This window comes from Laedolimicola sp., assembly GCF_051972735.1.
GTDB lineage: Bacteria > Bacillota > Clostridia > Lachnospirales > Lachnospiraceae > Laedolimicola > Laedolimicola intestinihominis.
In genome coordinates this window covers 1-24,964 of record NZ_JBOKYU010000020.1, presented here as the reverse complement: position 1 = coordinate 24,964, position 24,964 = coordinate 1, and the positions used below count along the sequence as shown (strand labels likewise).

Sequence of the window (24,964 nt, the reverse complement as noted above, 5' to 3'; positions counted from 1 at the left end):
GTAAACAGTAACTCTTTAACTCACTTAACTTTACACCATAATGGCCGGAATAGCAAGTTTAACTGGAGTAATTCTCCAAGAAATCATAAAGCTCCTGCTCCGTGGCCACGCCCTTCCCTGCGCGGATTTCCCGGCACAGGGCCTCCGGCAGCAGGGAAACCGGGATATCCGTCGTCTCATACAGGGTGGTTCCGTCTTCCCGGTAAATATTGACCAGACCGTCGGCTTCTTTTATGAAAAAGCGGAACTCTGCTGATTCTTCACTTCCGGTTCCTTCTGGTTTCATCTGTGTCTTTTCGCCCCCGGACGCAGCGGTGTCCGCCTGCACGCTGTCTCCCGGCGCGGCGGCCTGCTCCTTCGTCAGAAGCTCCAGACTCTCGATCTGCGCCAGCAGCCGCTCCTTTTCCTGCTCCATAGCCCGCTCCGACCTGAGACTACCGGAATAATAGGCCAGTGTCATCAGGAACGCGATCCCGGCCATTGCCGCCAGAAGTCGTTTTGCCATAAAAAACCCTCCTTTTTTGAACAGTATGTCCAAAAAGAAGGGTTTTCAATGCACAACTTCTTTTAAATCAGATGGATCCTCTTCAATATGCGAACGATCGTTCTCCCCTTTGGGAAGCTTCTCAACTCTTCCTCTGTGATGCCATGCAGCAGCAGAACGAAAAACGCATAAATGATTACAGCCAGGATCAGGCACAACAGCGTAGAAATCCGTACCCCGATTACTTTATGAAGGGGCTGGTACAGAAGCCATACCGCCAGCGCCATAATCAGGGATGACACGCCCGGAATCAAAAAGGTTCGTTTGATCTCCTGATGGTAATCCAGATGCTTCCGGATAGCCGCTCCGTTCAGGATACACATAAGGATGGCGAAGAACATATAGGCCAACACCACACCATAGATATGAAGCTTGCCAAGCTGCACCAGACTAATCATCAGGAGCAGATGGGTCACCAGCGCAATCACGGCGTTGCGTACCGGAATCTGCATCCGATCAATACCCTGCAGGATCCCATTCGTCAGGGTAGACAGGCCATAGAAAATGACAGAGGCAGAACCAATCAAAAAGAGCTTCGGCGCAATCTCATTGGTATTCCAGGACAGCAGATCAAGAATTGGCTCGCCAAGCGCAGTCAGGCCGAAGGCACTGGGAATGCAGATCATCATAACCATGCGGATAGCGCCCTCGGTCTTTTTCCGCATCTCATCCCAGTCGCCGGAAATCCGGGCTCTCGTAAGGGCCGGAATGGTGGACGCGGACAGGGCTGATGCCACTGCGATGGGCACATTGGTCAGAAGCTTGTATTTGCCCACATAGATGCCCCAGTAGATCTCGACCGTACTCTTATCCGCCTTCTGTACATCCAGCATCAGATATTTGAATACGCCCTGATCTACAATGCCGCTGATATTGTAGACAGCTGTACTTAAAATGACCGGTACGATGGTCATAATCAGCACACGCAGGGTACTTGCGTAGCTTTCCTGCCGGCTTACGTGATCCCGGCGCATATTTTTCTGCAGTACCCGGTTGTACATGAGCATGACAATAATCAGGAACAGAAGGCCTGCTGCTGCGCCCAGGCTGGTACCCAGTGTACTTCCCGCCGCGCCGTAGATGGCTCCGCTCTTCCCATTGGTAATACCTGCCGCCGCATCCAGCTTTACGCCGTAGGAAAACAGATAGCTGGCCGCCGCAATGCTCACGATAGCGTTGACAATCTGCTCAATGATCTGGGAAATAGCCGTAGGCATCATAGTTCCCATGCCCTGGAAGAAGCCACGGAGTACGCCCATCACCGCCATGACAAAGACGGCCAGCGCAAGTACCTTCAGACACAGCTCACTCTCCGGCGTATTTAACAGGGTTCCGGTGAAAAAGCCGGCGCCAAAGAAGGTCAGAGCCGAACCGGCTGCGCCGACCACCAAAGCCATATACAAGGCTCCCTTGAAAGCTCTCCAGGAATTCCGGTATTCGCCAAGTGCCACCTTGGCCGACACCACCTTGGATACTGCCAGCGGCAGACTGTAAGAGGAAATCAGCAGAATGACATTGTAGATCTCGTAGGCTGCGGAATAATAATCATTTCCATGGTCTGTAATGATATTGGTCACCGGCAGCCGGTAGAGAAGTCCGATGATCCGGCTCACGATGGACGCAATGGCCAGAATGCTGCCCTGCATAATATAATTGGATTTTGAACTGTTTTTCTTTCCCATGATTCCGTTTTTCCTTACTGAACGACCACATCATCCTTATAATCATTCCAGATGATACAGATAAAGGTCTTTCCGTTATTTAATACAATTTCCTGATCGTTTTCATCATAATAGCGGGCCGGAGTTCCCAGCTCTCCCGGATTCTTCCAGTAGCCGTCGATCTCCTTACCGTTGGTAAATACCTTACATTCGTTTCCGTTGGACTGGGTGGCAAAATGCAGATAATCCTTGGCGTCCAGCACGTTGCCGTCGCAGTACTGGAAAATGACGTTGGTCACCGCCACCTGTTTACCGTTCAGCTCATCTGTGTGAGGATTACCGTAAGTCCAGCGGTAATATTTGCGATCGGAAGCGTCATACTTAAACGTCGCCTTGACGCCGCCAAAGCCGTTTTTACCGCCATCTCCGCCGGGTTTTAAGACCGTCGCGTCCGGATAGCCCTGATACTCCGCAATTTCACCCGTATCTGCGAACTTAAATTTACCCGGATACTCCTCCGGCATGGTCATATCATACCCTTTTTTTTCAATATCCCTCTGGATACCTTTCGGAAACGCGTAAAGCGTATGCTCGGTTGCCTTGCCCGGACGGCTGATGCGATCATACATGGCCGTGGCCGGATGCTCGATGCCTTTGGTTCCGCCGGAAAGTACATCATACTTGCCGCTGTTCAAATCCGCCAGCGCGTATTGGGCCTGTCCGAAATGGGCGTACACCGGATGAAACTCCTGGGCGAAATGAAGGTAGTAAAGCCGGCAGCTTCGCACAGAGCCAATTCTCTCCAGATTTTTCCAGTCCTCAAAAACACCCATCCAGCGGGTGATGCGGCCCTCCACAGGGCATTCGTAGATAACAGACGCATTTGATACGCCGGACATGGGCAGCGCCGCAGAGGTGTTATTCAGCATAATCGCAAGGGGCCTGGTCTTTCCGAGCTCCTCGTCGATCCATTCTCCGGTAAAGTAGCTTCGGATCTTGCCGTCCACCACCTCCCGGGGCGCCGGCTTATCTGGTTCCTCAGACGCCGCGTCATCCTCGTTATCTGCCTGTTCCTCTTCCTCCCAGGCGATTACTTCCGCCTCGGTATTAAATGTATTTTCTTCCGCCTCCTGTGTCTTTGCCTTGCCACAGCCAGCTGCCATCAGAAAAACAATGGCCAGACACAGAATGCCTGTCTTCTTCAGGTATCCCTGCTTCATCCCGGAAATCCTCCCTAACGTAAAATATTCAGGCTTTCCAGAATGGCAGCCTGCTTCGCCTCCATCACTCTTGCCTCTTCCGGCACCATATGATCATAGCCGAAAAGATGCAGCATACTGTGGGCAATCAGGAACGCGTACTCCCGTGTCCGGCTATGCCCGTATTTTTCCGCCTGCTCCATGACCTTATCCACGGAAATAACAATATCGCCCAGTACCAGCTCGCCGGTCTCCGGGTTAAAACAGTCCTCTTCATTCTCCTCCACGAAGGAAAAGTCCGCAGGGCTTTCATACTCCAGCATGGGAAAGGAAAGCACGTCCGTGGGACGGTCAATCCCTCTGTGCTCCCGGTTCATTTCATGGATGCCCTCATCATCTGTCAGAAGCAGATTCACTTCAGCCTCATAGGGACATTTTTCATAATCCAGCGCTGCCTCAATAACCTTTCCGGCAATCCCTTCCGTATCCACATCCGGCAGCGTCTTATTGCTCTCATCTTCTACGTTGATAGTCATGACTGTCCTTTCTGGAGCTTCTGCGCTCCTGGGCCTTCTCATAGCTTTCGTAAGCCTGTACAATCTTCTGAACCAGCGGGTGACGCACCACATCCTTGCTGGTCAGCTCACAGAAGCCGATGTCGTCCACTTTGGAGAGTACCTTCAGAGCCACCTCCAGGCCGGACTTTGTGCCGCCTGGCAAATCCTTCTGGCTGGCGTCTCCGGTCACAATAACCTTGGATCCGAAACCGATACGGGTCAGGAACATCTTCATCTGGGCCGGAGTTGTATTCTGGGCTTCATCCAGGATAATAAAGGCATTATCCAGAGTACGGCCTCGCATGTAAGCCAGAGGCGCCACCTCGATTAACCCCTTTTCCATATTTTTCAAAAAACTCTCCGCGCCCATGATCTGATACAGGGCGTCGTAGAGGGGCCGCAGGTAAGGATCCACCTTACTTTGCAAATCGCCCGGCAGAAAGCCAAGCTTCTCGCCTGCCTCAATGGCAGGACGGGTCAGGATAATCCGGCTTACCTCATTATTCTTAAAGGCGGTAATCGCCATGGCCATAGCAAGATAGGTCTTACCGGTTCCGGCCGGTCCGGTACCGAACACGATCATATGGTTCCGGATCATGTCCACGTATTTCTTTTGTCCCAGGGTCTTGGGCTTGATGGGCTTGCCTGCGATGGTGTGGCAGATAAGCTCCTTATCAATCTCCACCACAGCCTCTTCCTGTCCCTCCATGGACAGGGCCAGGGCGTAATCCACGTTCTGCTCCTGAATCACGTTGCCTCTTCTTGAAAGCTCCAGAAGCTGCTCGATGACCCGGGCTGCCTGCCGGGTGTAATCAGCCGGACCTAAGATCTTCACCTCGCCGTCCCTGGCAATGACGGACACCTTCAGGGTCTGTTCTATTTTTTTGATATGGCTGTCGAACTGTCCAAACACATTGCTCTGGTGTTCAGCCGGTACGTCCAGCATCTTTTCCACAATATTACTCAAATGCTGCCTGCTCCTTTTGTCTGATCTTCGGAATTCCGATCTCCTCCAGGGCCTCAATCTTCCCCTTCGAGACGCAGAAATTCCTGCCGTTATCTATTTTAACATCATTTCCGACAATTTGAACCCCTTTTTGCAGTAAATTATTTAAAAATTCATTAAGATGGGCTTCTGCAAGGCCTTTTGCCTCCTCTGCCGTATATTTTTCCGTATAAACCTCATACTCGGCCCGCTCTATGAGGCCGAAGGACAGTGGAAGGTAAAAATTCCCTGTCAGATGCAGCGGATGCTCCGTTTCCACAGTTGTATACAAAGAAAAGGTTCTCGGATCCGTGAAAGATAACAGCTTCCGTCCGGCTCTGATCGACACGCCATAACGTTTTTTTCCGGTAAAATGCCGTACTTCGCGGGACCGCGCAAAGCTGTCCTCATAGACGTAAAAAGTCCGGGCCCGGACGTCGCCGTCAGCACGAACCTCCTGTACGCCAACCGCATCGCCGCTGTCGTCCCGGATGTCCACCGTTCCGCTGATGAGAACCGTACCGGCCTCCACCTCGTCGCCGGGCTGCACCTGGGCGGTGCCGCTTCGTACCAGAATGCCGGTAATGATTCCTGCCCGGACCGCCACCAGATCGGAACTTTCTGATGTGTTCGCCGCTTCCTGCTGTTCCGTCTCCAGATCCTGATTTTCCCGTACCCGAATCAGAAGCTGTGTGCCGGTGACGCGAGCTGACACCCAGGTCAAATCGGGAAAATGAATCCGAAGCATGGTCTGGATTTCCTTGCAGTCCACATCGCGTTTTCGCATACCGTGAACGATCTGCTCCTCCGCCAGATAGGTAAGCAATACGTCGGTACTGCGGGCCCGGTTTCCCTCGATTCGGATGTCCCAGATAAACAGGGATAACACATAGAGCAGCATGCAGCAGGCCAGCATCCCCACCGGGAACATCTTCCGTTTCCGGTTCCGGTGCAGAAAAAAAGGGAACCCGTGGCGCTCGGTAACAGTCACATGCGCCCGGGCCTTTTTCACCAATGGCCTGATTTTCCGGAAGTCCCGGATGCTAAGATTCATTTCGTATTCATTTTCCACATTCTGCAGATCCCACAGGACGATGCGCCTGGCCTTACAGAGGTTCAGGAAGCGCTCCGGCGAGTACCCAAGAACCCGGATCCGCACAAAGCCCTTCAGATAACGAAACAACCAAATCAGCAATATTTCACCTCCAGAAGCTCGCCGGTGATTTTCATTTCCTCATTGGTGTAATAGACAATCTCCAGCTGTTTGCCGTGAATCTCCAGCTTACAGGTGCGGGTCTGAATCCGGATCTGGTTTTCCGTATATTCAATGAGGCTCATGTAGTTTTCCACATAAGCCTCATACTTTCCGGTAATGGTCAAGATCACTGCACCCAGCGTCAGATCCTTTGGCAGATTCAGAGCCTCCGTCATCTGCTCCTTCACGCTCATGAATTCCGGACCTTTGTTTTCCTTACCTCAACTATATGCAGTTTTTCAGACGCTTATGCCCGTTTATACAAAATGAGACTGAACCAGGTCACCAGGCCGCTTCCGCTCATAAAGGTGATCCCATTTTTCTCCGCCGGCTCTGTCACCAGAATACCGTAGCTCTCGATACACGGAAACATCCGATCCGGATGGCGGCAGGGCGCGTCCGGATAAGCGCATTTTTCGCAAATGGCGCAGGATTCCGTGGAAAGCACCTGCATTTCCCCGCAGAAGGCTTTCATTTCATCCCGAATCTGTCTTGTAATCTCCTCATGCTCCCGTCTGGTGGCCAGCATGGCGGACATATCCTCCGTATCCACGCCCTCGGCAATAGTGGTGAACATCAGTACGTCTTCATATCCGAGGCACCGTTTCCGGCATTCCTCCACTGTGCCCACCGCAGGCGGACAGGACCAGGAAGTACCATAGCGCGGGCATTCGGTTCGGCAGATATAACGCACCTCATCCCGGAAAGGAAGCTCCTTTGGCTTTACAAAGGCGTATTCGCAGACCGGGTAGGCGCTTAATGTGGCTTCGATTTTCTCCCGCAGCGCGTCCATTACAGCAGGCTTGCCCGCAGCTCTTCGCCGCTCTTGGCGCTTAAGTAAGCCGGAGCTACGTCAAAGACAGTCTTGCAGCCGCTCATACCTTCCCGGCTCATGCGGTATGCCGCTCTCGCGTAAGCCACAAGCACGCTTGAAGTAAATTCCGGGTTGGAGTCCAGCTTCAATCGATACTCGATCAGATGATGATTCTCTTTCTCTCGTCCGGTTACGCCGCTTCTGAGCACAAATCCGCCATGGGGCAGACGACTGTGATACTGCTGCATTTCCTCTTCGGTGATGAAATGAACGGTAGTATCATAATCAGCGAAGTAATTGGGCATCGTCGTGATCGCTTCTTCTACCTTTGCGGGATCCGCGCCCTCCTCCAGGACGACGAAGCACTCACGGGTATGCTTCTCGCGGGTGGTCAGCTCCGGATTCCTTCCTGCACGTACTGCTTCCAGCGCACTCTCCACAGGGATCGTATACTGTCTTGCGTCCTTTACACCGGGGATGCGACGAATTGCGTCAGAGTGCCCCTGGCTTACACCCTTGCCCCAGAAGGTATAATCCTTGCCCTCCGGCAGAATGGCGTTGGCGTACATACGGTTCAGGGAGAACAGACCCGGATCCCAGCCTACGGAGATAATTGCTACTCTGCCACTCTTCTTCGCCTCTGCGTCCACATCCGCAAAATGCTCCGGAATCCGCGCATGGGTGTCAAAGCTGTCGATGACATTGAAGTACTTGGCGCACTCCGGCGTCTGCTTCGGCAGGTCTGTGGCGCTTCCGCCGCAGAGAATCAGAACATCCAGTTCGTTCTTCCAGTCTGCCAGTTCAGATGCGCTGACCACTTTGGCTGTCTTAGACCAGATATGCAGCTCCTCCGGATTTCTTCTGGTAAATACTGCCTTCAACTCCATATCCGCATTCTGGGCAACCGCACACTCTACGCCGCGTCCCAGATTGCCGTATCCCATAATTCCTATTCTGATACTCATTTTTTCATAATCCTCTCTTCCTTTTACTTATATAGAATCAGACCGCCCTTTTTGTCATGGCCTGTGTTCCACAGATCATCCATATCCAGCCATTTGCTTTCACCGAAGGTCACCGCTTTGACCATACAACTGTCCCCCGCCGTATCGTAACCGGTCAGAAGAAACCAGTGCCAGACATAGTTCTCAAACAACGGGTTTTCATGCTTCAGAACCAGGCAGGGCACCGGAACTCCCCGATCAATGGCGTCTATCACTGCCGCCTTTGCCTTTTCCGCATCCTCCGTGCCATGCAGCGGTTCCATGTGAACCGCGTCGCAGCCCTTATCTGCCAGGTATTTTCCGAAGCCGTCCATATAGATGTCCAGAGAATCGATGCCGGTCCGTCTGGGCTTCAGATAAGGCTTCATCTTCATGCCGAACTTTACGTAATCCTTTTTCGTCAATGCTGTCTTTTCATAGGGATAAAGGCCTTCCGTCCCCTTATAACAATCGAAGTAAATGCTGCTGTCGCAGGCCGTCACTGCCGCGCAGCCTCCGATTTTCATCATCGGATCCCAAAACCACTCCTGATTTCCTCCGTAAGAATGTTCAATCATAAAATAGTCCAGTTCCTTCTGCATACTATGTAAGCCGCGTCCTTTCCTGTAACTCAAGAAATAAGAGCACATCGTTTTCTGTGCCCTCATTCCTTTTCCTATTATAATTTTATGCCTTCGAATAGTCAATGCTTTATTACGCTAATTCGTGAATTTCCTGTTTACTCCGTATAATTCTGGTAAACCGCCACATGATCGTAGATGCAGCGCCAGGCGCTGTGGGCGTCCGCAGTCACGCAGATATACCGGCGTCCACTGTTCGAACGGCTTACGCTCACCGCACAGTTGCCGGACTGTACCACATAGCCGGTCTTCGCGCCGATGATTTCTCCGTGGGTGTCCTTATCCTCAATCCGCCGCAGGAACCAGTTGGAAATAATAATACCGTCCGGATGCTGCTCCGTGGCGGATGTGGTGTAGGTACGGGCATTCAGAATTTCGCTGCAAAGCGGATTATCCATGGCCGCCGTCATAATGACCGCCAGATCATATAAAGTGCAGTAATGATTGTCGTCGTAAAGCCCTACGCAGTTGGTGAAATGGGCACTGCCGGAGATTCCCAGCTCCTGTAGCTTCTGGTTCATCAGCTCCGCAAAGCCGTCCAGGGATCCGGATACATAATAGGCCAGTCCGGCCGCCGCGTCGCCGCCGGACGGCAGAATAGTTCCGTATAGCAGATCTCTCACCGTCACGGTCTCATTTTCATCAAAGCCCACGGCACTGCAATCGTGGGAATAGCTGTAATCTGTGATTTCCCGGGTAATCGTAAAGGTGTCGTCCAGATTCGACACATGCTCTACTGCTACCAGAAGCGTCAGCACTTTCGTCATAGACGCCGGACTGATCCGATCGCCTGCGCCCCGCTGATACAGGACCGTGCGGTTATCCGCGTCCACCAGAAGAGCCCGGGTGCTGGTCACATCGTCGCTGCCCAGATAGGAAGCACCGTCCAATCCGCTGATGGTATAGTCACCGGACACAGCATAAGAGGAAACAGTCTCTGCCGAATCTGTTCCGTCCGAAGTCCCCGCGGGAATCGACGCCTCAATTTTCGTCCGCATAGCCAGATACGCCGTTTCCGTCGCGCCGGCAGCCGCTTTCTTTATCATATGCTTTACAGTTATTGAGCCAAGAACCAGCACAAGGAACAGGAAAAGTCCCATGGCCGTAAGAACTATAGCTCTTTTTATTCTGGCCTCCCGCTGTCTTCTCCTGCGTCGTTCTGCCCGTCTTCTGGCGCGCTCGCGCTCCCATGCCTCATCATTTTCTTCTAATGTACCCACCGGGAACCTCCCATTTTACATATATTATCAATTTTTGTATTTATTATGTTTGTTTTGTTTCTTCGTTATTCTACCAGAATTTTTTTTCGGTTTCAATATACAAACCATAGAATATAAGGTATACTAAAAAGCAAGAATAAAAAGGGAGACTACAACCATGATCCACTTTATGAATCTGATCCATCTTGTTTATAATTTTCTCTGGGGCGATCTGATCACCATTCCGCTGCCCGGCGGCAGTTCCCTGGGGCTTTCCCTCCTGGTACTGCTTCTGGTTCCCACGGCGATTTATTTCACTCTGCGCACCCGCTTCCTTCCCTTCCGGCTTTTCCCGGAAATGCTGCGTGTCTCTATTGAAAAGCGTAATCCCGAGCATCGGGACGGTATCTCCGGCCTGCAGGCCCTGATCGTCTCCACAGCCACCCGGGTGGGCATGGGCAATCTTATCGGTGTGGTCGCTGCCATCTCTGCCGGCGGCCCGGGAGCCATCTTCTGGATGTGGGTGATGGCGCTTCTTGGTTCTGCCACTGCCTTTGCGGAGGCGACGCTGGCACAGATTTATAAGCAGCGGGATCCGCTCTACGGCGGCTTCCGGGGCGGTCCGGCTTACTATATCCACGCACTCTTTGTGAAACCGGGCAGCAGGAAAAAGCGTTCCATTATTGCGATACTCTTTGCCCTCTCCGGTCTTCTCTGCTGGTGCGGCATCAGCCAGGTTATCGGTAATTCCGTATCTTCGGCTTTCCGGAACGCCTTTCATATTCCGCCGCTGTACACTACCATCGTATTGGTACTGGTGGCAGCCTTCATCGTTCTTCGGAAAAATGCCACGGTGAAGGTGCTTGACGTGGTTGTTCCGGTTATGGCAGGCCTGTATTTCTTCCTGACCCTTTTTATTATTTTCAAACATATCGGACAGGTTCCGGCTGTGTTCGCGCGGATTTTCCAGGAAGCCTTTGGCCTTCGCCAGGCGGCTGCCGGCGGTATGGGTGCGGTCATTATGAACGGAATCAAGCGCGGTCTTTTCTCTAATGAGGCCGGAAGCGGTTCCGCTCCCTGTGCGGCTGCGGCTGCGGACATCAGTCATCCGGCCAAGGAAGGCCTTCTGCAGGCACTGGGCGTTTTTATCGACACTCTTCTTATCTGCAGCTGCTCGGCTTTGATTATGCTGCTGACTCCCGCATCTCTGACCGATGGACTCCAGGGCATGGACCTTTTACAGACAGCCATGCGGTACCACATCGGTGAGCCAGGCGTGATCTTTATTGCCGTAATCCTGTGGCTGTTCAGCTTCTCCACTTTTATCGGCATCCTCTTTTATGCCCGTTCCAATGTGGCCTATCTGTTCGGCGACAACTGGAGCGCCCAGACGCTCTACAAGGTTCTGGCTCTGGTAATGCTTTTTATCGGCGGCCTGGCCGCCTACACCTTCGTCTGGGATTTGGGCGATATCGGCATCGGTCTCATGACCATCTTCAATATGATGGCGCTGATTCCGCTGTCTCCGAAGGTCATTGAAAGCCTGAAGGATTATGAGCAAAATCATCGGCATGATAAGACACTGTAAATAATATGTCTCTGAAATACAAAGGACTGACATATGAATAAGCTTCACGTCTATTCATATGTCAGTCCTTTTTCTGCCTCTTATTTGTGATAGGGTTCATTTTTCAGAATCCGATAGCTCCGGTACAGCTGCTCCAGCAATACCACCCGCATCAGCTGATGCGGAAATGTCATACGGGAAAAGCTTAAAGCGTAATCTGCACGCTTCATAACCGCCGGAGCCAGGCCCAGCGAACCGCCGATGACAAAGGCGATGTGGCTGGTACCACTTACGCCCAGACGATCAATCTTTTGGGACAGCTCCACGGAATCCAGCATCTTTCCCTCGATGGCCAGGGCAATCACATAGGCATCGTCCTTCAGAGCTTTTAAAATCCTCTCGCCTTCCTTTTCCCGGATGGCCACCTCTTCCGCCTCGCTGGCTCCGTCCGGCGTCTTTTCATCGGCCAGTTCCACAATTTCCAGCTTGCAGTAGCGGCTCAGGCGCTTGGAGTATTCCCTGATGGCGTCCGTAAAATATTTCTCTTTTATTTTGCCCACTACGACACAGGTTATTTTCATAATTCAATCACATCCATATCCTCCGGAATCAGAAGGTTTCCGGTAAAATAGGTTTCTCCCTCCGCCCGGTACAGCTCCTGGCGACGGGCGATATTCTTATCCTCCGTATGGTACAACACCAGATTTTTCACATGCAGGCGCTCTGCCAGCTCGCAGGCGTCCTTTACCGTAGAATGATGCTTTTCATAGGGCCGGAAGATGTCAGCCTGCCCGTCCAGACAGAAGGCCTCGTGGAGAAGCCAGTCGCTTCCGGCGGCATACGGCTCCTCTTTCTCATTGTAGGGCTCGTCACCGCAGCAGGTCAGTTTTCGACCGTCCCCCAGATCGCACATGTAACCGTACTGCTTCGCCTTGGTGGAGTCGATATCAAAGAAAGTATAGCGGTGCCCTAAAATCTCCTTTTGTTCACCATCCGTCACCGGAACCAGATGAACACGGTCGCCGATGAGTTTTGTCTCTTTCTTGTTCAGCAGCATTTCTGCCAAGACCCGAAGCATCTCTGTCAGCTCCTGATGGGCGTAGATATAAGCCTCCCCCTGATACTTTCCGGCGTTCATATTCTGGCAGATGACGCGCAGCATCCAGATAATGCCCATGACGTGGTCAATATGCTTGTGGGTCACGAAGATATGGTGAATGTCATTTACATCGATTCCGGCTTTCTTAAGACGCGCCAGGATCTCGCTGCCTCCACCGCCGTCTATCAGGAAATGGCCTTCGGCGCTGCTTAAGACGTAGCAGGTATTATAACACTCTGTCACCAGTGCGTTGCCGGTTCCGAGAATCGTAAGCTTCATATGGAATTCCTCACTTTTCTGAAAATGTTTTCATAAAATCTTTTTTTATCTTACCAGAGCTATCCGGGGTTGGCAAGGAGCTGCCGCAAAAAAAGTCGTATCACAGAGAAGGTCTGTGATACGACTTTGAATTCACGTACTGTGAAACTTATTTCTGGCTCAGATACTCATGAATACCCTTTGCAGCCTCTTTACCGGCGCCCATGGCCAGGATAACGGTAGCAGCACCTGTTACCGCGTCGCCGCCTGCGAATACGCCGTCCTTCGAGGTAGCGCCTGTCTCTTCAGATGCAACGATACATTTTCTCTTGTTGATCTCCAGACCCTTAGTGGTGGAGGAAATCAGCGGGTTCGGGGAGGTTCCCAGAGACATGATAACGGTATCGACGTCGATATCGAATTCAGATCCCTCTACCTCTACCGGGCGTCTTCTTCCGGAAGCATCCGGCTCGCCAAGCTCCATGCGAACGCAGCGGATACCCTTTACCCAGTCATTCTCATCCTCGAGAATCTCTACCGGGTTGGTCAGCAGATCAAAGATGATGCCCTCTTCTTTTGCGTGATGTACTTCTTCCTTACGTGCCGGGAGCTCTTCCTCGGAACGACGGTAGATGATATGTACCTCAGCGCCCAGACGCAGTGCCGTACGGGCAGCGTCCATGGCCACGTTACCGCCGCCGACTACAGCAACCTTCTTGCCATGGAAGATCGGGGTATCATAATTCTCGTCAAAAGCCTTCATCAGGTTATTTCTGGTCAGGAACTCGTTTGCGGAGAATACGCCGCAGGCTGTCTCGCCCGGGATACCCATAAACTTCGGAAGTCCTGCGCCGGATCCGATAAATACAGCGTCAAAGCCTTCATTCTCCATCAGCTCGTCGATGGTTACAGACTTTCCGATGATAACGTCAGTCTCGATCTTAACGCCGAGAGATTTTACATTCTCTACCTCCGGAAGTACGACGCCGTCCTTCGGAAGACGGAACTCCGGAATACCGTATACCAGAACGCCGCCTGCTTTATGCAGCGCCTCAAAAATAGTTACGTCATAACCCAGCTTTGCCAGGTCGCCAGCGCAGGTCAGACCTGCAGGACCGGAACCGATGACCGCAACCTTCTTGCCATTCTTCTCTGCGGGAGCTGCCGGCTTGATGCCCTGCTCTCTCGCCCAGTCGGCTACAAAACGCTCCAGCTTACCGATGGAAACTGCCTCGCCCTTGATACCGCGGATGCAGCGTCCCTCACACTGGCTCTCCTGGGGACATACACGTCCGCAGATAGCCGGAAGTGCGGAAGACTCGCTGATTACGCTGTATGCTTTTGCAAAGTCGCCTTCCTTTACTGCGCCGATGAAATCCGGAATATGAATCTGTACCGGGCAGCCTTCCATACATTTTGCTTTCTTACATCCGAGACATCTCTGTGCCTCTTCTACTGCCTCGTCCTTATTGTAACCAAGGCAGACCTCATCGAAATTCGTAGCACGAACCTTCGGATCCTGCTCTCTTACCGGAACCTTCTTTAATACGTCAGCCATTACTTGTCACCTCCGCAATTTCCACATCCGCCGTGATGTGTCTTTCCTTCCTTGTATGCAAGCATGCGGCGGCCTTCTTCTGTCTTGTACATAGCTGCACGCTTCATCGCCTGATCGAAATCAATCTTGTGGCCGTCGAACTCCGGTCCGTCTACACAGGCGAACTTGACCTCGTCGCCTACTACCACACGACAGGCTCCGCACATACCGGTTCCGTCTACCATGATCGGGTTCATGCTGACGATAGTCGGGATGCCCAGCTTCTTCGTGGTCAGACAGGCGAATTTCATCATGATCATCGGTCCGATGGCTACACACAGATCGTAGTGATGGCCCTCGCTTACCAGCTTCTCCAGCATAGCGGTACCTACGCCCTTGAAGCCGTAGCTTCCGTCGTCGGTACACAGATACAGGTTGCCGACCTTGCTCATTTCCTCTTCCATGATCAGGATGTCTTTGGAACGGGCGCCGATGATGATATCGCACTCTATGCCATGCTCATGCAGCCATTTTGCCTGCGGGTATACCGGAGCGGTACCTACGCCGCCTGCAATGAAGATAACCTTCTTCTTCTTTACTTCTTCTAAGTCGTCGGTAACCAGCTCGGACGGACGTCCCAGCGGTCCTACGAAGTCAAGGAAATAATCTCCCTCTTTCAGGTCTACCATCTTGCTGGTAGATACGCCGATGGGCTGGAATACGATGGTAACAGTTCCGGCTTCTCTGTCATAATCACAGATGGTCAGCGGAATACGCTCCCCCGTCTCATCCAGTCTTACGATAATGAACTGTCCCGGCTGACAAGAAGCTGCCACTCTCGGAGCGAGGACAACTTTCTTGTAAACATTTGCAGAGAGCTGCTCTGCTTTTACAATCTTGAACATACGTTTCCTCCTGGAGTATAATCTTGCGAATCTAAAACCCGCTTAAGGGCCGTCGGAATTGCTTCCCACGGCCAAATCTAACTCATCTTTAATATAATAATGCAATTTTCCGAAGATTTCAACTGTTAATTCATTTTCAGCGCATGTAATCCGGAAGTTTTACAGTTCATAATCGAAGCATGCCCGATCACAGGTAGCCGGTTTGATAATCTCGGTCGCTACCGCCACGTGAAGTGGATGTACCTGATAGGCCGCCAGGTCCTCCGCGGTCTCCACATCGGATACCAACAGCAGTTCCCGGTTGCTTCCCGGAAGCCTGTTCAGCTTCATTTCCGCGAAGGTCAGGCCTTTAATCTGTCCCACCAGCGCTTTCAGGCGCGCGTCCGCCTCTTTTGCCAGGGCCTCTTTCTTCTCCTCCGGAAAATCCTCTTTAAAATTCCACATAACCAGATGCTTTACCATAATGTTTCCTCCTCTTTAATTATCATCGTCCGTATCAGCACCGGCTGCCGGGAAATCCAGCTTATAGGCCAGTACCAACGGTTCGCTTATCATACCTTTTTTATTGATGGCAACGGCGCAGAGTAAAACTTCCCCTTCTTCCATCAGTTCAATGGGGCCTTCATACCGGGTGCTCTCACTGGTTGGGATGCTGCCGTCCAGTGTATAATAAATGCTTCCATATTCTGCTGACAAGTTCAGCCGCAGATAATAATTGTAAATGCCCTCCGGCGTATCACAGGCAGGCTTTTCAATCCGATAAGGCAGGAGCGCGTCCCGGATATCCGGATACGGACATTCCGCTATCACGTCTCCTACCAGCTCCGTCTGCCCGGTCTCATTTAAAAGCTCCATCAAATCCAGATACAGCTCCTGCAATGCCTGACTGTCTCCCCGGGCCAGACTTTCTGTTTCTACAGCCTGTTTCATATAAGTCAGAGCCGGGGCTTTGGCTCCTGTCTTCGCATAGACCTCTGCCAGCAGACGCAAAGCTTCCGTATCACTGCCGTTCTTCTCATTCTGAATCTCCTGCGCCCGACGCAGATACATGATAGCCTTTTCATATTCTCCTTTTTTCTCGTACTGTCTGCCTTTTCGAAGTTGATAGGAATAATTATTATCGCTGGTCATTACAGAATAAGACAGGGTAAAAGCGCATCCGCAAATCAGCAGCACCATCAGAAAGAGCAGACTCTTATAGCGAAAGCGCAACGAAGTCCGCTTTCCTTCACCGGACGTTTTTCTGCCCTTTCCCGCTGTCGTCCCGGATTCTTCCAAAACCGGAAAGCTATCCGGTTTCATTTCTTCCGGTTCTTCCTGCTCAATCAGCACCTCGTCCAGCGGATCATAGTCCGGAACAATCTGAATTTCATGTCCACAATGTTCACAGTATATTTTTCCGGGTTCCAGCTCACTCCCGCAATTTGGACACTTCATAAGCTTCCTCTCTTTTGCAATCAGACGTATTCTTCCAGATAACGTTCAAATTCTTCCATGGTCATCAAAATTTCCCGGGGCTTGGTTCCGGCTTCTTCGCCCACTACCCCAGCTTCAGACAGCTGATCCATGATACGGGCGGCCCGGTTAAAGCCCACTTTAAACCAGCGCTGCAGCATACCGATGGATGCCTTGTCTTTTTCGATAATGAATTTTCCGGCTTCCGCAAACAGTGCGTCCCTCTCCGGGCCGTCGCCCGACCCGTTGCTATTGCTTTCCTGCTCTGCAGTCTGCGCTGTATTGATGTGCTCTTCGACAGCTGCATTATATCTGTTTGCGCTGTTATTCTCCTTCAGGAACTCTACAACCGCGCTCACCTCTTCGTCAGAGACAAACGCGCCCTGCACACGGACCGGCTTGGGATAACCGTAAGGATAAAACAGCATGTCGCCCTTACCCAGCAGTTTTTCTGCTCCATTCATATCGAGAATGGTTCTCGAATCCACACCGGAAGATACTGCAAACGCGATACGGGACGGCATGTTGGCCTTAATAAGACCTGTGATAACATTCACAGACGGTCTCTGGGTTGCGATAATCAGATGAATCCCCGCCGCGCGGGCCAGCTGTGCCAGACGACAGATGGCGTCCTCCACTTCACCCGGAGCCACCATCATCAGATCTGCCAGCTCGTCCACCACAATGACAATCTGGGGCAGCTTCTGGGGTTTGGTGTCATCTTCAATGTGTTCAATATTCTTAATTTTCTCATTGTAACCGGCCAGGTTCCGGACATTGTAATCCGCAAAGAGCTTGTAGCGATGGGTCATCTCCGCCACCGCCCAGTTCAGGGCTCCGGCCGCCTTTTTCGGATCCGTTACCACCGGAATCAGCAAATGGGGAATGCCGTTATATGTACTCAGCTCTACCACCTTCGGATCGATCATGATAAGCTTCACCTCATCCGGAGACGCCTTATACAAAAGACTCATGATCAGCGTGTTGATACAGACAGATTTACCGGAACCGGTAGCTCCGGCAATCAGAAGATGGGGCATCTTGGCAATATCCGTCACCATGATTTTACCTGCAATATCTTTGCCCACCGCAAAGGCCAGTTTCGACTTATGGCTCTTGAATTCCTGGGAGGAAACCAGCTCCCGGAAAGATACGATGGAATTCTCCGCATTGGGAACCTCAATACCCACGGCTGCTTTTCCCGGAATCGGCGCTTCAATTCGCACGTCAGTCACGGCCAGATTCAGCTTGATATCATCGGCCAGGCTTACGATCTTGTTGACCTTGACGCCCTGATCCGGCTGAAGCTCATAGCGGGTCACGGCCGGACCCTGGCTTACATCCGTGACCGTTACACCCACGCCGAAGTCCCGGAGAATCTGCTGCAAATGAAGAGCCGTCTCATGCAGAATCCGATCCGTGTCTTTATTCTCTGTATGCTTCACCTGATTCAGCAGACGAAGAGGCGGATAAACGTATTCCTGCGGAAGCGCTGTCGGCGTATCCGCTTTCTCCGGCACTGTCTTCGGCTGTTGTGCCGGTTCCACTGTCGGCACATGGGGCGGTTCCGCCTTTCTGACCGGCTTCTCCGGCCGGGATTCCGATGCCGAAGCTTCCGGCTGAACCTGCTCCCGTACTTCAGGCTCCGGCCAGACAAATGGATCTGCTTCCACTTTCTGCTCCTCCGGCTCTGACGTCGGACGCTCCCGGTGAATCGGAATCCGGAACATCTCATCCAGATCCTTCAGGTCCGGTTCTTCTGCATATTCAAAAGCTTCCGGCTGTTCTGCCGAATCCGGCAATCCGGCCGCGTCTGTGCCATCCATATCAGGCAGGGTAATCTCCCGCATTTCATCCGTATAAGCTTCTTTATTCACACAGGGCTTTTGCCCGGCTGCTTCATTTTCCGGGGTATTTTTTCCGGCTGTCTCTTTTATCGCGGTTTCCTCCAGCGCTATCCCGGACACCTTGTGCTCCACTCTGGGTCTGCGTGGCTCCCGGAACTTCTTCGGCGGTTTTTCCGCTTCTGCCGGTTCTTCATTCTCCAGTTCTTCCGTCTCCATGGCTGCCCGTTCTTCCATGGCCTTCCTTCTGGCATCCCGGCGCTCCTCAGCCTGAATCCGGTATCGCTTCGCGTCCTCTTTCGCTGAATCGTATACCTTTTTGCTTCCGCTTTTTACGCCGCCGATAAAAGAACGTTCGGTGATTACCACAGCGCAGATAATAAACAGTACCAATATGATAATCCAAGCACCCACCGCGCCAAAAGCTCCGGTCAGCGCCTTGCAGATCAGGCCGCCAACCGCGCCGCCGCCTGTCTTATGCTCTGACGCATAGGTATAGAAAGCCGTTACAGTTCCGGCCCCGTCCTTTTCTCCGAATATCAGTTCGAATGCCGCGCACAAAAGAATGCCTGCCATCACCATGGCTGCCGCTTTCACAACCGCAATGGTATTATCCCGGTTTGAAATCGAAAACGCTGTAACCAGGAACAAAACCACTGGCAAAATATATGCAAATATTCCAAAAATACCGAACATAACACCGCTGACAAAACTGCCCGCGGCTCCGCCGACTCCGAAATTACTGATTAGAAGCAGAACGGAAACCGCGAAAAGAATCAGAACCGTCACCTCATCCCGGATAAACGCGTTTTCTTCTTTCCGCTTCGCTGTTGTCTTTCTGGAGGCCGTTGTCTTTTTTCGTGTGGTTGTCCGGCGTTTACCGGAGTTCCCTGCTGCCATCTCTTATGTCCTCCCCTTTTACTCGCATAATTATTCTTATTATATCATTTCTGGGCCTCGCTGTCCACGCATCATTTTTCCTCTATAAGCGTCCGCAGCTTTTTAAAAGCCTGAGCGATTCCCCCTATCTCATTGATGAGTCCTTCCTTCACAGCCTGTCCGCCTACCAGGACAGAACCCACATCTTTTGTCAGCTCTCCTGTTTCCAGCATAAGCTTCGAAAGCCGTTCTCCCGAAATAGTACTGTGGGTGGTGATGAAATCGGAAATCCGGGCCTGAATTTTCTGGAAATAATCAAAGGTCTGAGGAACGCCGATAATCAATCCGGTCATCCGCACCGGATGAATCATCATGGTTCCGGTGGGAACAATAAAAGAATAATCCGCTGAAACTGCCAACGGCACACCAATGGAATGGCTGCCTCCTAAAACCAGTGACACCGTAGGCTTGCTTAAAGACGCGATCATTTCCGCTATGGCAAGTCCCGATTCTACATCGCCGCCCACTGTGTTGATGAGAACCAGGAGACCCTCCTCGCTCGGGCTGCCCTCCAGGGCCGCAAGCTGTGGAATCACATGTTCATACTTGGTAGTTTTCGCGTTAGACGCCAGACACTCATGCCCCTCGATTTCGCCGATGATATTCAAAAGGCGGATTCTATGTTCGCCTTCTTCAAGCGTCACCTGACCATAATCCTCGATTTCCTGGTTCTGTTCTTTCTGAACTTCTGTCTTCTGCTGTTTTTCCTTTTCCATAAAAAATACCCTGACCTTTCTCACATACTTTTTCTTTAGTATGCTTTCCGGTCAGGGCATTTATACCTGTTCGAAGGCTTAAGCCATGTAGCGGTTCTTCAGATCATATACCATCTCTGTATAGCGCTCCCGGCATGCTTCATTCTCACCGTTTTCGATCTTGTGGATACAATCCATAAGATAATCATTCCAGATCTCTTCGTATACAGCGTCTGCGTCTTCCTGTCGTCCGATACGGTTCACGATAGTGGGGGCGATATTGTAATATTCCTTTACCATCGCTTCGCCGTCCTCACGCCTCAGAAGATACTCATCGCGATAAGAACGTAAAAGCTCCAGCTCATAGCAGTCGTCAGCTTTGCCCTGGCGCTCACAGGCCGCGGTCGTAATATAACAGAACTTTCGATGGAAACCCTGCTCTATTTTCTCATAATCCGCCTTGCCTACCGATGTCTTAAACGCTTCGTTCCACTTCGCTACCAACACATCCGTCAGAGGCTCTGCGGAATCATTCTTCTGCTTCTGCTCCAGAATCGCCGGAAATACGTAAACAGCCAGGATCATATTGTAATTGATCTGCTGTTCATTTTTCTTTCCTTTCTTGGGAATGCCCTCAAGCTCCGCCCGGGCGCAATCCACCAGATGCTCTGCCAGCTTATTAAGCCAGGCAGCCGGATTTTCCTCCTGCTGGTATACAGCCTCAATGGCGTTTATCGTGTCCAGATGCTTACGCAGGTAGGCCTGAAATGCTTCCGGATACACGCTTTTCTTAAAGGAAGTCATGGGATTGCCCTCTGTCAGAAGCATATCCTCGATGCCCTGCATGGCCTGATTATAACTCTCTCCGTATGCTACCAGATCCATATGTACTCCTCCCGATTACTCGTCCCAGTTATGATATACATTCTGCACGTCGTCATCCTCATCCAGAAGATCCAGTGTTCTCTGCAGATTCTTAACCGCTTCCTCGTCAGTCAGAGTTACGTAAGTCTGCGGAATCATGGTAACCTCTGCCTCTGCCATGGGGATTCCCTTTTCCTCCAGCGCAGCACGTACTTCACTGAAAGAATCCGGATCGGTCAAAATCTCGAAGCTGTCTTCTTCCTCAGAGAAATCCTCTGCCCCTGCGTCCAGCGCCAGCATCATCAGATCGTCCGGATCCATATCGCACTCCTCGCGGTCTACGATGATCTGTCCCTTCTTATCAAACATATAGGATACACAGCCCTGGTTGCCGATGGAGCCGTTGCCCTTGGTAAAGGCGCTTCTTACATTGGCCGCGGTACGGTTCTTGTTGTCGGTCAGCGCATCTACAATGATAGCGATGCCGTTGGGTCCATAGCCTTCATAAGATACATACTCATAATTAACAGCATTGGCGTTTCCTGCCGCTTTCTTGATACCGCGGTCAATGGTATCGTTGGGCATATTGGCCGCCTTTGCCTTGGCAATGACGTCACGCAGCTTGCTGTTGTTGTTCGGATCAGCTCCGCCCTCCTTTACAGCTACAGCCAACTCACGGCCAATGATGGTAAAAATCTTTCCCTTTGCTGCGTCATTCTTCTCTTTTTTATGCTTAATGTTCGCAAATTTTGAATGTCCTGACATATCTAAACACTCCTATTCTTCCTGTTCTGTACTTTTTGCCGCCGGTTCTGTCAGCTCCCGACAGACGGTTCTCTCTATTTTAGCACTAATTTTTTTGAATGGCAAGTCTTATGTATCCAATTCGAGACTTACCCGCAAAGCTTCATTCACCCGATAAAGGGATTTTTCATCCAGATGACAGATTTTATCCCGGAGCCGCTGCTTGTCAATGGTCCGCAGCTGCTCCAGCAGAATCACGGAATCCCGTACAATCTGACACTGTCTGGTACTCAGTTCCACATGAGTCGGCAGCTTCGCTTTATTCATCTTCGAAGTAATGGCCGCCACGATGACTGTGGGACTGTGCCGGTTGCCGGTATCATTCTGAATCACAAGCACCGGGCGCACACCGCCCTGCTCGGAACCAATCACCGGTCTTAAATCCGCGTAATATACATCGCCCCGTTTGATTATCACATTTTTCACACTCCAATTAAAAAAATACATAAGGTCTTTCCTCTCAAGTATTTCCAAAATTTTCGTGTCTATACGCCGGATTTTTCAGGCGTAGAAATCGTGAATCTCAGACACCTGCCCGTGCCGCAGATAAATCCGCGGAACGCGCTGGGACAAATCACAGACAAATTCGTAGTTAAACCGCCCGGACAGCTCCGCCAGCTCATCCACGGACAGAAATGCTTCTCCGTTTTTGCCAAACATGGTCACTTCCATGCCCGGAACTGCTTCCGGAATCTCCGTCACATCTACCATCATCTGATCCATACAGACTCTGCCGCAGATAGGCGCCCGCTTACCAGCGATCAGCACCACGCCCTTATTGGACAGGCTTCTCGGATACCCGTCCGCATAGCCCACAGGGACGGTAGCAATCCGGCGCGCAGAATCAGCCGTATAAATGCCGCCGTAGCTTACTTCCGTTCCGGGCGCGATGGTCTTTACATGTACAATATGACTTTTCATCTCCATCGCCGGTCTCAGGGGAACCAGCTCCTTCTTCACCTCGTCGGAAGGATACAGACCGTATACCGTAATACCCGCCCGTACCATATCCAGATTTGCCTCCGGCAAATCAATGATGCCGGCGCTGTTGGAGCAGTGATGAATCTGAAATTTCACGCCGGCTGCCTCACAGGCTTCCCGGAACGCGCAGTACCGGGCAAGCTGCTTCTCGGTAGCCGCTTTATCCAGCTCGTCAGATTTGGCAAAATGGGTAAACAGCCCCTCCATCCTGATGCCCGGAAGCTTACTGATAGCGCAGACATCCTGCACGCTCTCTTTGGTATCCGCAAATCCAATCCGGCTCATACCGGTATCTACTTTAATATGAACACTCACTTCTTTTTGCTGTCGAACTGCTTCCGCAGACAGTTCCTTCGCCATATCCAGGCGAAATACCGTGGGGCGGATATCCAGGCGCACCAGTTCCTCATAATCCTCCGGAAATACGTACCCCAGAATCAGGATTGGCTTTTGAATGCCATTTCTTCGAAGCTCTGCAGCTTCTTCAATGGTCGCTGCCGCAAAGCCCCACAGATAATCCTTCTTTTCTATCATTCTAGCAATGGGCGCTGCTCCATGTCCATACCCGTTGGCCTTTACTACAGCCGCAATTCTTGTTTTTTCTTTCAGGTTCGCCTTCATAGCCTCAAAATTATCTTCTATGGCATCTAAATCCACATAAGCCGCCACGCGCTTATATCCTTTCACGTCTGACACTCCTCACTATCCTTAATATACTATGCGTTTACATGTAAAAGGGAGCCAAAAGCTCCCTTTTATCATACTTCACTCCGATACTCCGTCAGGAACGGGGATGCTCTTTCTCATACCGTGTAATATTGTAAGAAAGCTGCATCAGGCTCTCTGACAAATGAACATTCTCTACCAGGACGTCCGACGGAACATCCAGATCGATATGGGCGAAATTCCAGATAGCCTTGATTCCATACTGAACCAGAAGCTTCGTCATCTCCTCTGCCTTGGACTTTGGCAATGTCAATGCCGCAATCTGAATATCTTCATCCTTGATGAAGCTCTCCAAATCCTCCAGCATGTGAATCTGGATGCCCCGGACGCTTAAGCCCTTTAAAATAGGATTTACATCAAAAATGCCTTTTATGTAGAAACCGCGTTTTTCAAAATCCACATAATTGGCCAGAGCCTGTCCCAGATTACCACCGCCGATGATGATCATGTTATGTTTCTTGTCAAGGCCCAGAATCTTGCCGATTTCCTCATACAGATATTTGACATTGTATCCGTACCCCTGCTGCCCAAAACCGCCAAAGTTGTTCAGATCCTGCCGGATCTGTGACGCCGTGACACTCATCCGCTTACTCAGCTCGCCGGAGGAAATACGTTCTACTCCATTTTCCATCAGTTCTCCGAGATAGCGATAATAGCGCGGCAGCCGCTTGATAACTGCTTTTGAGATCTCTCTCTCTTCCATAATATTCTGCACATCCCTCAATAAATCTTTCAAAACTGTTTTTATTATAATCGAAAAGCAAATTTTTTGTCAATCTTTTTACTGGATTCTTCTGAAAGAATCGTAGATTTTATCTTGTTCAATCCTGTATTTTTCGCTATAATAGACTTCGTGTGACATTCAACAACGAAAAACAGAGGTGTTTTTATGATATTAGCATGTCAAAATATAAACAAAGCCTTCGGAACCGACGTGATTCTGAAAAACGCGTCCTTCCACATGGAGGATCGGGAAAAAGCCGCCGTGGTCGGTATCAACGGCGCAGGCAAATCTACCCTCTTAAAAATCATCATCGGGGAAATGGAAGCAGACTCCGGCGAGGTGGTTCTGGCAAAAGGCAAAACCATCGGCTATCTGGCACAGCATCAGGATCTGAACAGTGATCATACCATTTACCAGGAGCTGCTGACGGTCAAGCAGGACGTTATCGATCTGGAGACCCGTATCCGGGAGATCGAAGCGCAGATGAAGGAGCTGTCCGGCACTGCGCTGGATATGGCGCTGGAGCAGTATACCCGCATGAACCATGAATTTGAACTTAAAAACGGCTACGCCTATAAGAGCGAGGTGGTCGGCGTCCTGAAGGGACTGGGGTTTGAAGAGGAAGAGTTTGAGAAGCATGTCAACAAGCTGTCCGGCGGTCAGAAGACCCGCGTATCTTTAGGCAAGCTTCTGCTCTCCCATCCGGATCTCATTATGCTGGACGAGCC

The 24,964-nt window shown here is 51.2% G+C and carries 26 protein-coding genes; 2 read left to right on the top strand and 24 right to left on the bottom strand.

Annotation, left to right across the window (positions count from 1 at the left end; genetic code table 11):
- Positions 1-58: 58 nt before the first annotated feature.
- From ACTRC3_RS06490 to ACTRC3_RS06440, 11 genes are all read right to left on the bottom strand, one after another.
- Complete coding sequence (locus ACTRC3_RS06490) at positions 59-505, bottom strand: hypothetical protein (RefSeq protein WP_440322404.1); 447 nt, start codon at positions 503-505, stop codon at positions 59-61.
- Positions 506-567: 62 nt separating this feature from the next.
- Positions 568-2,226 (bottom strand): putative polysaccharide biosynthesis protein, encoded by a 1,659-nt coding sequence (locus tag ACTRC3_RS06485; protein ID WP_440322402.1) that lies wholly within the window; start codon positions 2,224-2,226, stop codon positions 568-570.
- A gap of 14 nt (positions 2,227-2,240) precedes the next feature.
- A complete protein-coding gene (locus ACTRC3_RS06480) occupies positions 2,241-3,425 on the bottom strand; it encodes a DUF3048 domain-containing protein (RefSeq protein WP_440322400.1) in 1,185 nt (394 codons plus the stop codon).
- Between the two features lie 14 nt (positions 3,426-3,439).
- The gene (gene ybeY / locus ACTRC3_RS06475; RefSeq protein WP_440322398.1) at positions 3,440-3,940 is read right to left on the bottom strand and encodes an rRNA maturation RNase YbeY; all 501 of its coding nucleotides are present in this window, start codon (positions 3,938-3,940) and stop codon (positions 3,440-3,442) included.
- Positions 3,918-4,907 carry a PhoH family protein gene (locus ACTRC3_RS06470; protein ID WP_178039172.1) on the bottom strand — a complete coding sequence of 330 codons (990 nt, stop codon included), beginning with the start codon at positions 4,905-4,907 and terminating at the stop codon, positions 3,918-3,920. Before ACTRC3_RS06470 ends, ybeY begins: the two co-directional genes overlap by 23 nt.
- Before the next feature lie 13 nt (positions 4,908-4,920).
- Complete coding sequence (gene yqfD / locus ACTRC3_RS06465) at positions 4,921-6,141, bottom strand: sporulation protein YqfD (RefSeq protein ID WP_440322396.1); 1,221 nt, start codon at positions 6,139-6,141, stop codon at positions 4,921-4,923.
- Complete coding sequence (locus ACTRC3_RS06460) at positions 6,135-6,389, bottom strand: YabP/YqfC family sporulation protein (RefSeq protein ID WP_440322395.1); 255 nt, start codon at positions 6,387-6,389, stop codon at positions 6,135-6,137. The genes yqfD and ACTRC3_RS06460 overlap by 7 nt, the downstream gene beginning before the upstream one ends.
- A gap of 59 nt (positions 6,390-6,448) precedes the next feature.
- A complete protein-coding gene (locus ACTRC3_RS06455; protein ID WP_178039142.1) occupies positions 6,449-6,994 on the bottom strand; it encodes a DUF2284 domain-containing protein in 546 nt (181 codons plus the stop codon).
- Positions 6,994-7,980, bottom strand: coding sequence for a diaminopimelate dehydrogenase (locus tag ACTRC3_RS06450; protein WP_178039141.1), 987 nt, complete (start codon positions 7,978-7,980; stop codon positions 6,994-6,996). Before ACTRC3_RS06450 ends, ACTRC3_RS06455 begins: the two co-directional genes overlap by 1 nt.
- Positions 7,981-8,003: 23 nt before the next feature.
- Positions 8,004-8,600, bottom strand: coding sequence for a hypothetical protein (locus ACTRC3_RS06445; RefSeq protein WP_178039140.1), 597 nt, complete (start codon positions 8,598-8,600; stop codon positions 8,004-8,006).
- 137 nt (positions 8,601-8,737) lie between these two features.
- Positions 8,738-9,859, bottom strand: coding sequence for a D-alanyl-D-alanine carboxypeptidase family protein (locus ACTRC3_RS06440; protein ID WP_440322394.1), 1,122 nt, complete (start codon positions 9,857-9,859; stop codon positions 8,738-8,740).
- Between the two features lie 157 nt (positions 9,860-10,016).
- Here ACTRC3_RS06440 and ACTRC3_RS06435 point away from each other — a divergent pair, with 157 nt between their 5' ends.
- Positions 10,017-11,426, top strand: a complete 1,410-nt coding sequence (locus ACTRC3_RS06435; protein ID WP_440322393.1) for an alanine/glycine:cation symporter family protein — start codon at positions 10,017-10,019, stop codon at positions 11,424-11,426.
- 80 nt (positions 11,427-11,506) lie between these two features.
- Here the strand turns inward: ACTRC3_RS06435 and rlmH are convergent, their stop codons facing one another.
- The 13 genes from rlmH to ACTRC3_RS06370 all read right to left on the bottom strand — a co-directional run bounded on the left by rlmH (position 11,507) and on the right by ACTRC3_RS06370 (position 24,215).
- Positions 11,507-11,986 carry a 23S rRNA (pseudouridine(1915)-N(3))-methyltransferase RlmH gene (gene rlmH, locus ACTRC3_RS06430; RefSeq protein ID WP_440322391.1) on the bottom strand — a complete coding sequence of 160 codons (480 nt, stop codon included), beginning with the start codon at positions 11,984-11,986 and terminating at the stop codon, positions 11,507-11,509.
- A complete protein-coding gene (locus ACTRC3_RS06425; protein WP_440322390.1) occupies positions 11,983-12,783 on the bottom strand; it encodes an MBL fold metallo-hydrolase in 801 nt (266 codons plus the stop codon). The genes rlmH and ACTRC3_RS06425 overlap by 4 nt, the downstream gene beginning before the upstream one ends.
- A gap of 148 nt (positions 12,784-12,931) precedes the next feature.
- On the bottom strand, positions 12,932-14,320 hold the full coding sequence (gltA, locus tag ACTRC3_RS06420; protein ID WP_440322388.1) for an NADPH-dependent glutamate synthase: 1,389 nt from the start codon (positions 14,318-14,320) through the stop codon (positions 12,932-12,934).
- The gene (locus tag ACTRC3_RS06415) at positions 14,320-15,204 is read right to left on the bottom strand and encodes a sulfide/dihydroorotate dehydrogenase-like FAD/NAD-binding protein (RefSeq protein ID WP_178039135.1); all 885 of its coding nucleotides are present in this window, start codon (positions 15,202-15,204) and stop codon (positions 14,320-14,322) included. The genes gltA and ACTRC3_RS06415 overlap by 1 nt, the downstream gene beginning before the upstream one ends.
- A 159-nt stretch (positions 15,205-15,363) precedes the next feature.
- Positions 15,364-15,666 carry a Dabb family protein gene (locus ACTRC3_RS06410; protein WP_440322386.1) on the bottom strand — a complete coding sequence of 101 codons (303 nt, stop codon included), beginning with the start codon at positions 15,664-15,666 and terminating at the stop codon, positions 15,364-15,366.
- Between the two features lie 15 nt (positions 15,667-15,681).
- Entirely contained in the window at positions 15,682-16,641 is a 960-nt protein-coding gene (locus tag ACTRC3_RS06405) for a chitobiase/beta-hexosaminidase C-terminal domain-containing protein (RefSeq protein ID WP_440322385.1), read from the bottom strand.
- A 20-nt stretch (positions 16,642-16,661) separates the two neighbouring features.
- Positions 16,662-19,403, bottom strand: coding sequence for a DNA translocase FtsK 4TM domain-containing protein (locus tag ACTRC3_RS06400; RefSeq protein ID WP_440322383.1), 2,742 nt, complete (start codon positions 19,401-19,403; stop codon positions 16,662-16,664).
- A gap of 71 nt (positions 19,404-19,474) precedes the next feature.
- Positions 19,475-20,158, bottom strand: a complete 684-nt coding sequence (locus ACTRC3_RS06395) for a ClpP family protease (RefSeq protein WP_440322381.1) — start codon at positions 20,156-20,158, stop codon at positions 19,475-19,477.
- 78 nt (positions 20,159-20,236) lie between these two features.
- Complete coding sequence (locus ACTRC3_RS06390) at positions 20,237-21,022, bottom strand: CFI-box-CTERM domain-containing protein (protein ID WP_178039130.1); 786 nt, start codon at positions 21,020-21,022, stop codon at positions 20,237-20,239.
- 15 nt (positions 21,023-21,037) lie between these two features.
- Positions 21,038-21,766 (bottom strand): YebC/PmpR family DNA-binding transcriptional regulator, encoded by a 729-nt coding sequence (locus tag ACTRC3_RS06385; RefSeq protein ID WP_440322379.1) that lies wholly within the window; start codon positions 21,764-21,766, stop codon positions 21,038-21,040.
- A 108-nt stretch (positions 21,767-21,874) separates the two neighbouring features.
- Positions 21,875-22,222: a type II toxin-antitoxin system PemK/MazF family toxin gene (locus ACTRC3_RS06380; protein WP_440322377.1), complete on the bottom strand. Its 348-nt coding sequence runs from the start codon at positions 22,220-22,222 to the stop codon at positions 21,875-21,877.
- An 84-nt stretch (positions 22,223-22,306) separates the two neighbouring features.
- Positions 22,307-23,473 carry an alanine racemase gene (gene alr, locus ACTRC3_RS06375; protein WP_440322375.1) on the bottom strand — a complete coding sequence of 389 codons (1,167 nt, stop codon included), beginning with the start codon at positions 23,471-23,473 and terminating at the stop codon, positions 22,307-22,309.
- A 94-nt stretch (positions 23,474-23,567) separates the two neighbouring features.
- Positions 23,568-24,215: a redox-sensing transcriptional repressor Rex gene (locus ACTRC3_RS06370; RefSeq protein ID WP_178039126.1), complete on the bottom strand. Its 648-nt coding sequence runs from the start codon at positions 24,213-24,215 to the stop codon at positions 23,568-23,570.
- 186 nt (positions 24,216-24,401) lie between these two features.
- Between ACTRC3_RS06370 and ACTRC3_RS06365 the strand changes: the two genes are divergently transcribed.
- Positions 24,402-24,964 (top strand): ATP-binding cassette domain-containing protein (locus ACTRC3_RS06365; protein ID WP_440322372.1); only part of this gene is annotated, 563 nt, incomplete at its 3' end.

Bases quoted from the DNA above. Each gene is read 5' to 3' on its own strand.
- ACTRC3_RS06480 (WP_440322400.1), bottom strand. From the start codon at position 3,425: ATGAAGCAGGGATACCTGAAGAAGACAGGCATTCTGTGTCTGGCCATT.
- ACTRC3_RS06385 (WP_440322379.1), bottom strand. From the start codon at position 21,766: ATGTCAGGACATTCAAAATTTGCGAACATTAAGCATAAAAAAGAGAAG.
- ACTRC3_RS06435 (WP_440322393.1), top strand. From the start codon at position 10,017: ATGATCCACTTTATGAATCTGATCCATCTTGTTTATAATTTTCTCTGG.
- gltA (WP_440322388.1), bottom strand. From the start codon at position 14,320: ATGGCTGACGTATTAAAGAAGGTTCCGGTAAGAGAGCAGGATCCGAAG.
- ACTRC3_RS06410 (WP_440322386.1), bottom strand. From the start codon at position 15,666: ATGGTAAAGCATCTGGTTATGTGGAATTTTAAAGAGGATTTTCCGGAG.
- ACTRC3_RS06445 (WP_178039140.1), bottom strand. From the start codon at position 8,600: ATGCAGAAGGAACTGGACTATTTTATGATTGAACATTCTTACGGAGGA.
- ACTRC3_RS06395 (WP_440322381.1), bottom strand. From the start codon at position 20,158: ATGGAAAAGGAAAAACAGCAGAAGACAGAAGTTCAGAAAGAACAGAAC.
- ACTRC3_RS06390 (WP_178039130.1), bottom strand. From the start codon at position 21,022: ATGGATCTGGTAGCATACGGAGAGAGTTATAATCAGGCCATGCAGGGC.
- ACTRC3_RS06450 (WP_178039141.1), bottom strand. From the start codon at position 7,980: ATGAGTATCAGAATAGGAATTATGGGATACGGCAATCTGGGACGCGGC.
- ACTRC3_RS06455 (WP_178039142.1), bottom strand. From the start codon at position 6,994: ATGGACGCGCTGCGGGAGAAAATCGAAGCCACATTAAGCGCCTACCCG.
- rlmH (WP_440322391.1), bottom strand. From the start codon at position 11,986: ATGAAAATAACCTGTGTCGTAGTGGGCAAAATAAAAGAGAAATATTTT.
- ACTRC3_RS06400 (WP_440322383.1), bottom strand. From the start codon at position 19,403: ATGGCAGCAGGGAACTCCGGTAAACGCCGGACAACCACACGAAAAAAG.
- ACTRC3_RS06415 (WP_178039135.1), bottom strand. From the start codon at position 15,204: ATGTTCAAGATTGTAAAAGCAGAGCAGCTCTCTGCAAATGTTTACAAG.
- ACTRC3_RS06425 (WP_440322390.1), bottom strand. From the start codon at position 12,783: ATGAAGCTTACGATTCTCGGAACCGGCAACGCACTGGTGACAGAGTGT.
- ACTRC3_RS06405 (WP_440322385.1), bottom strand. From the start codon at position 16,641: ATGAAGTGTCCAAATTGCGGGAGTGAGCTGGAACCCGGAAAAATATAC.
- ACTRC3_RS06485 (WP_440322402.1), bottom strand. From the start codon at position 2,226: ATGGGAAAGAAAAACAGTTCAAAATCCAATTATATTATGCAGGGCAGC.
- ACTRC3_RS06490 (WP_440322404.1), bottom strand. From the start codon at position 505: ATGGCAAAACGACTTCTGGCGGCAATGGCCGGGATCGCGTTCCTGATG.
- ybeY (WP_440322398.1), bottom strand. From the start codon at position 3,940: ATGACTATCAACGTAGAAGATGAGAGCAATAAGACGCTGCCGGATGTG.
- ACTRC3_RS06370 (WP_178039126.1), bottom strand. From the start codon at position 24,215: ATGGAAGAGAGAGAGATCTCAAAAGCAGTTATCAAGCGGCTGCCGCGC.
- ACTRC3_RS06470 (WP_178039172.1), bottom strand. From the start codon at position 4,907: ATGCTGGACGTACCGGCTGAACACCAGAGCAATGTGTTTGGACAGTTC.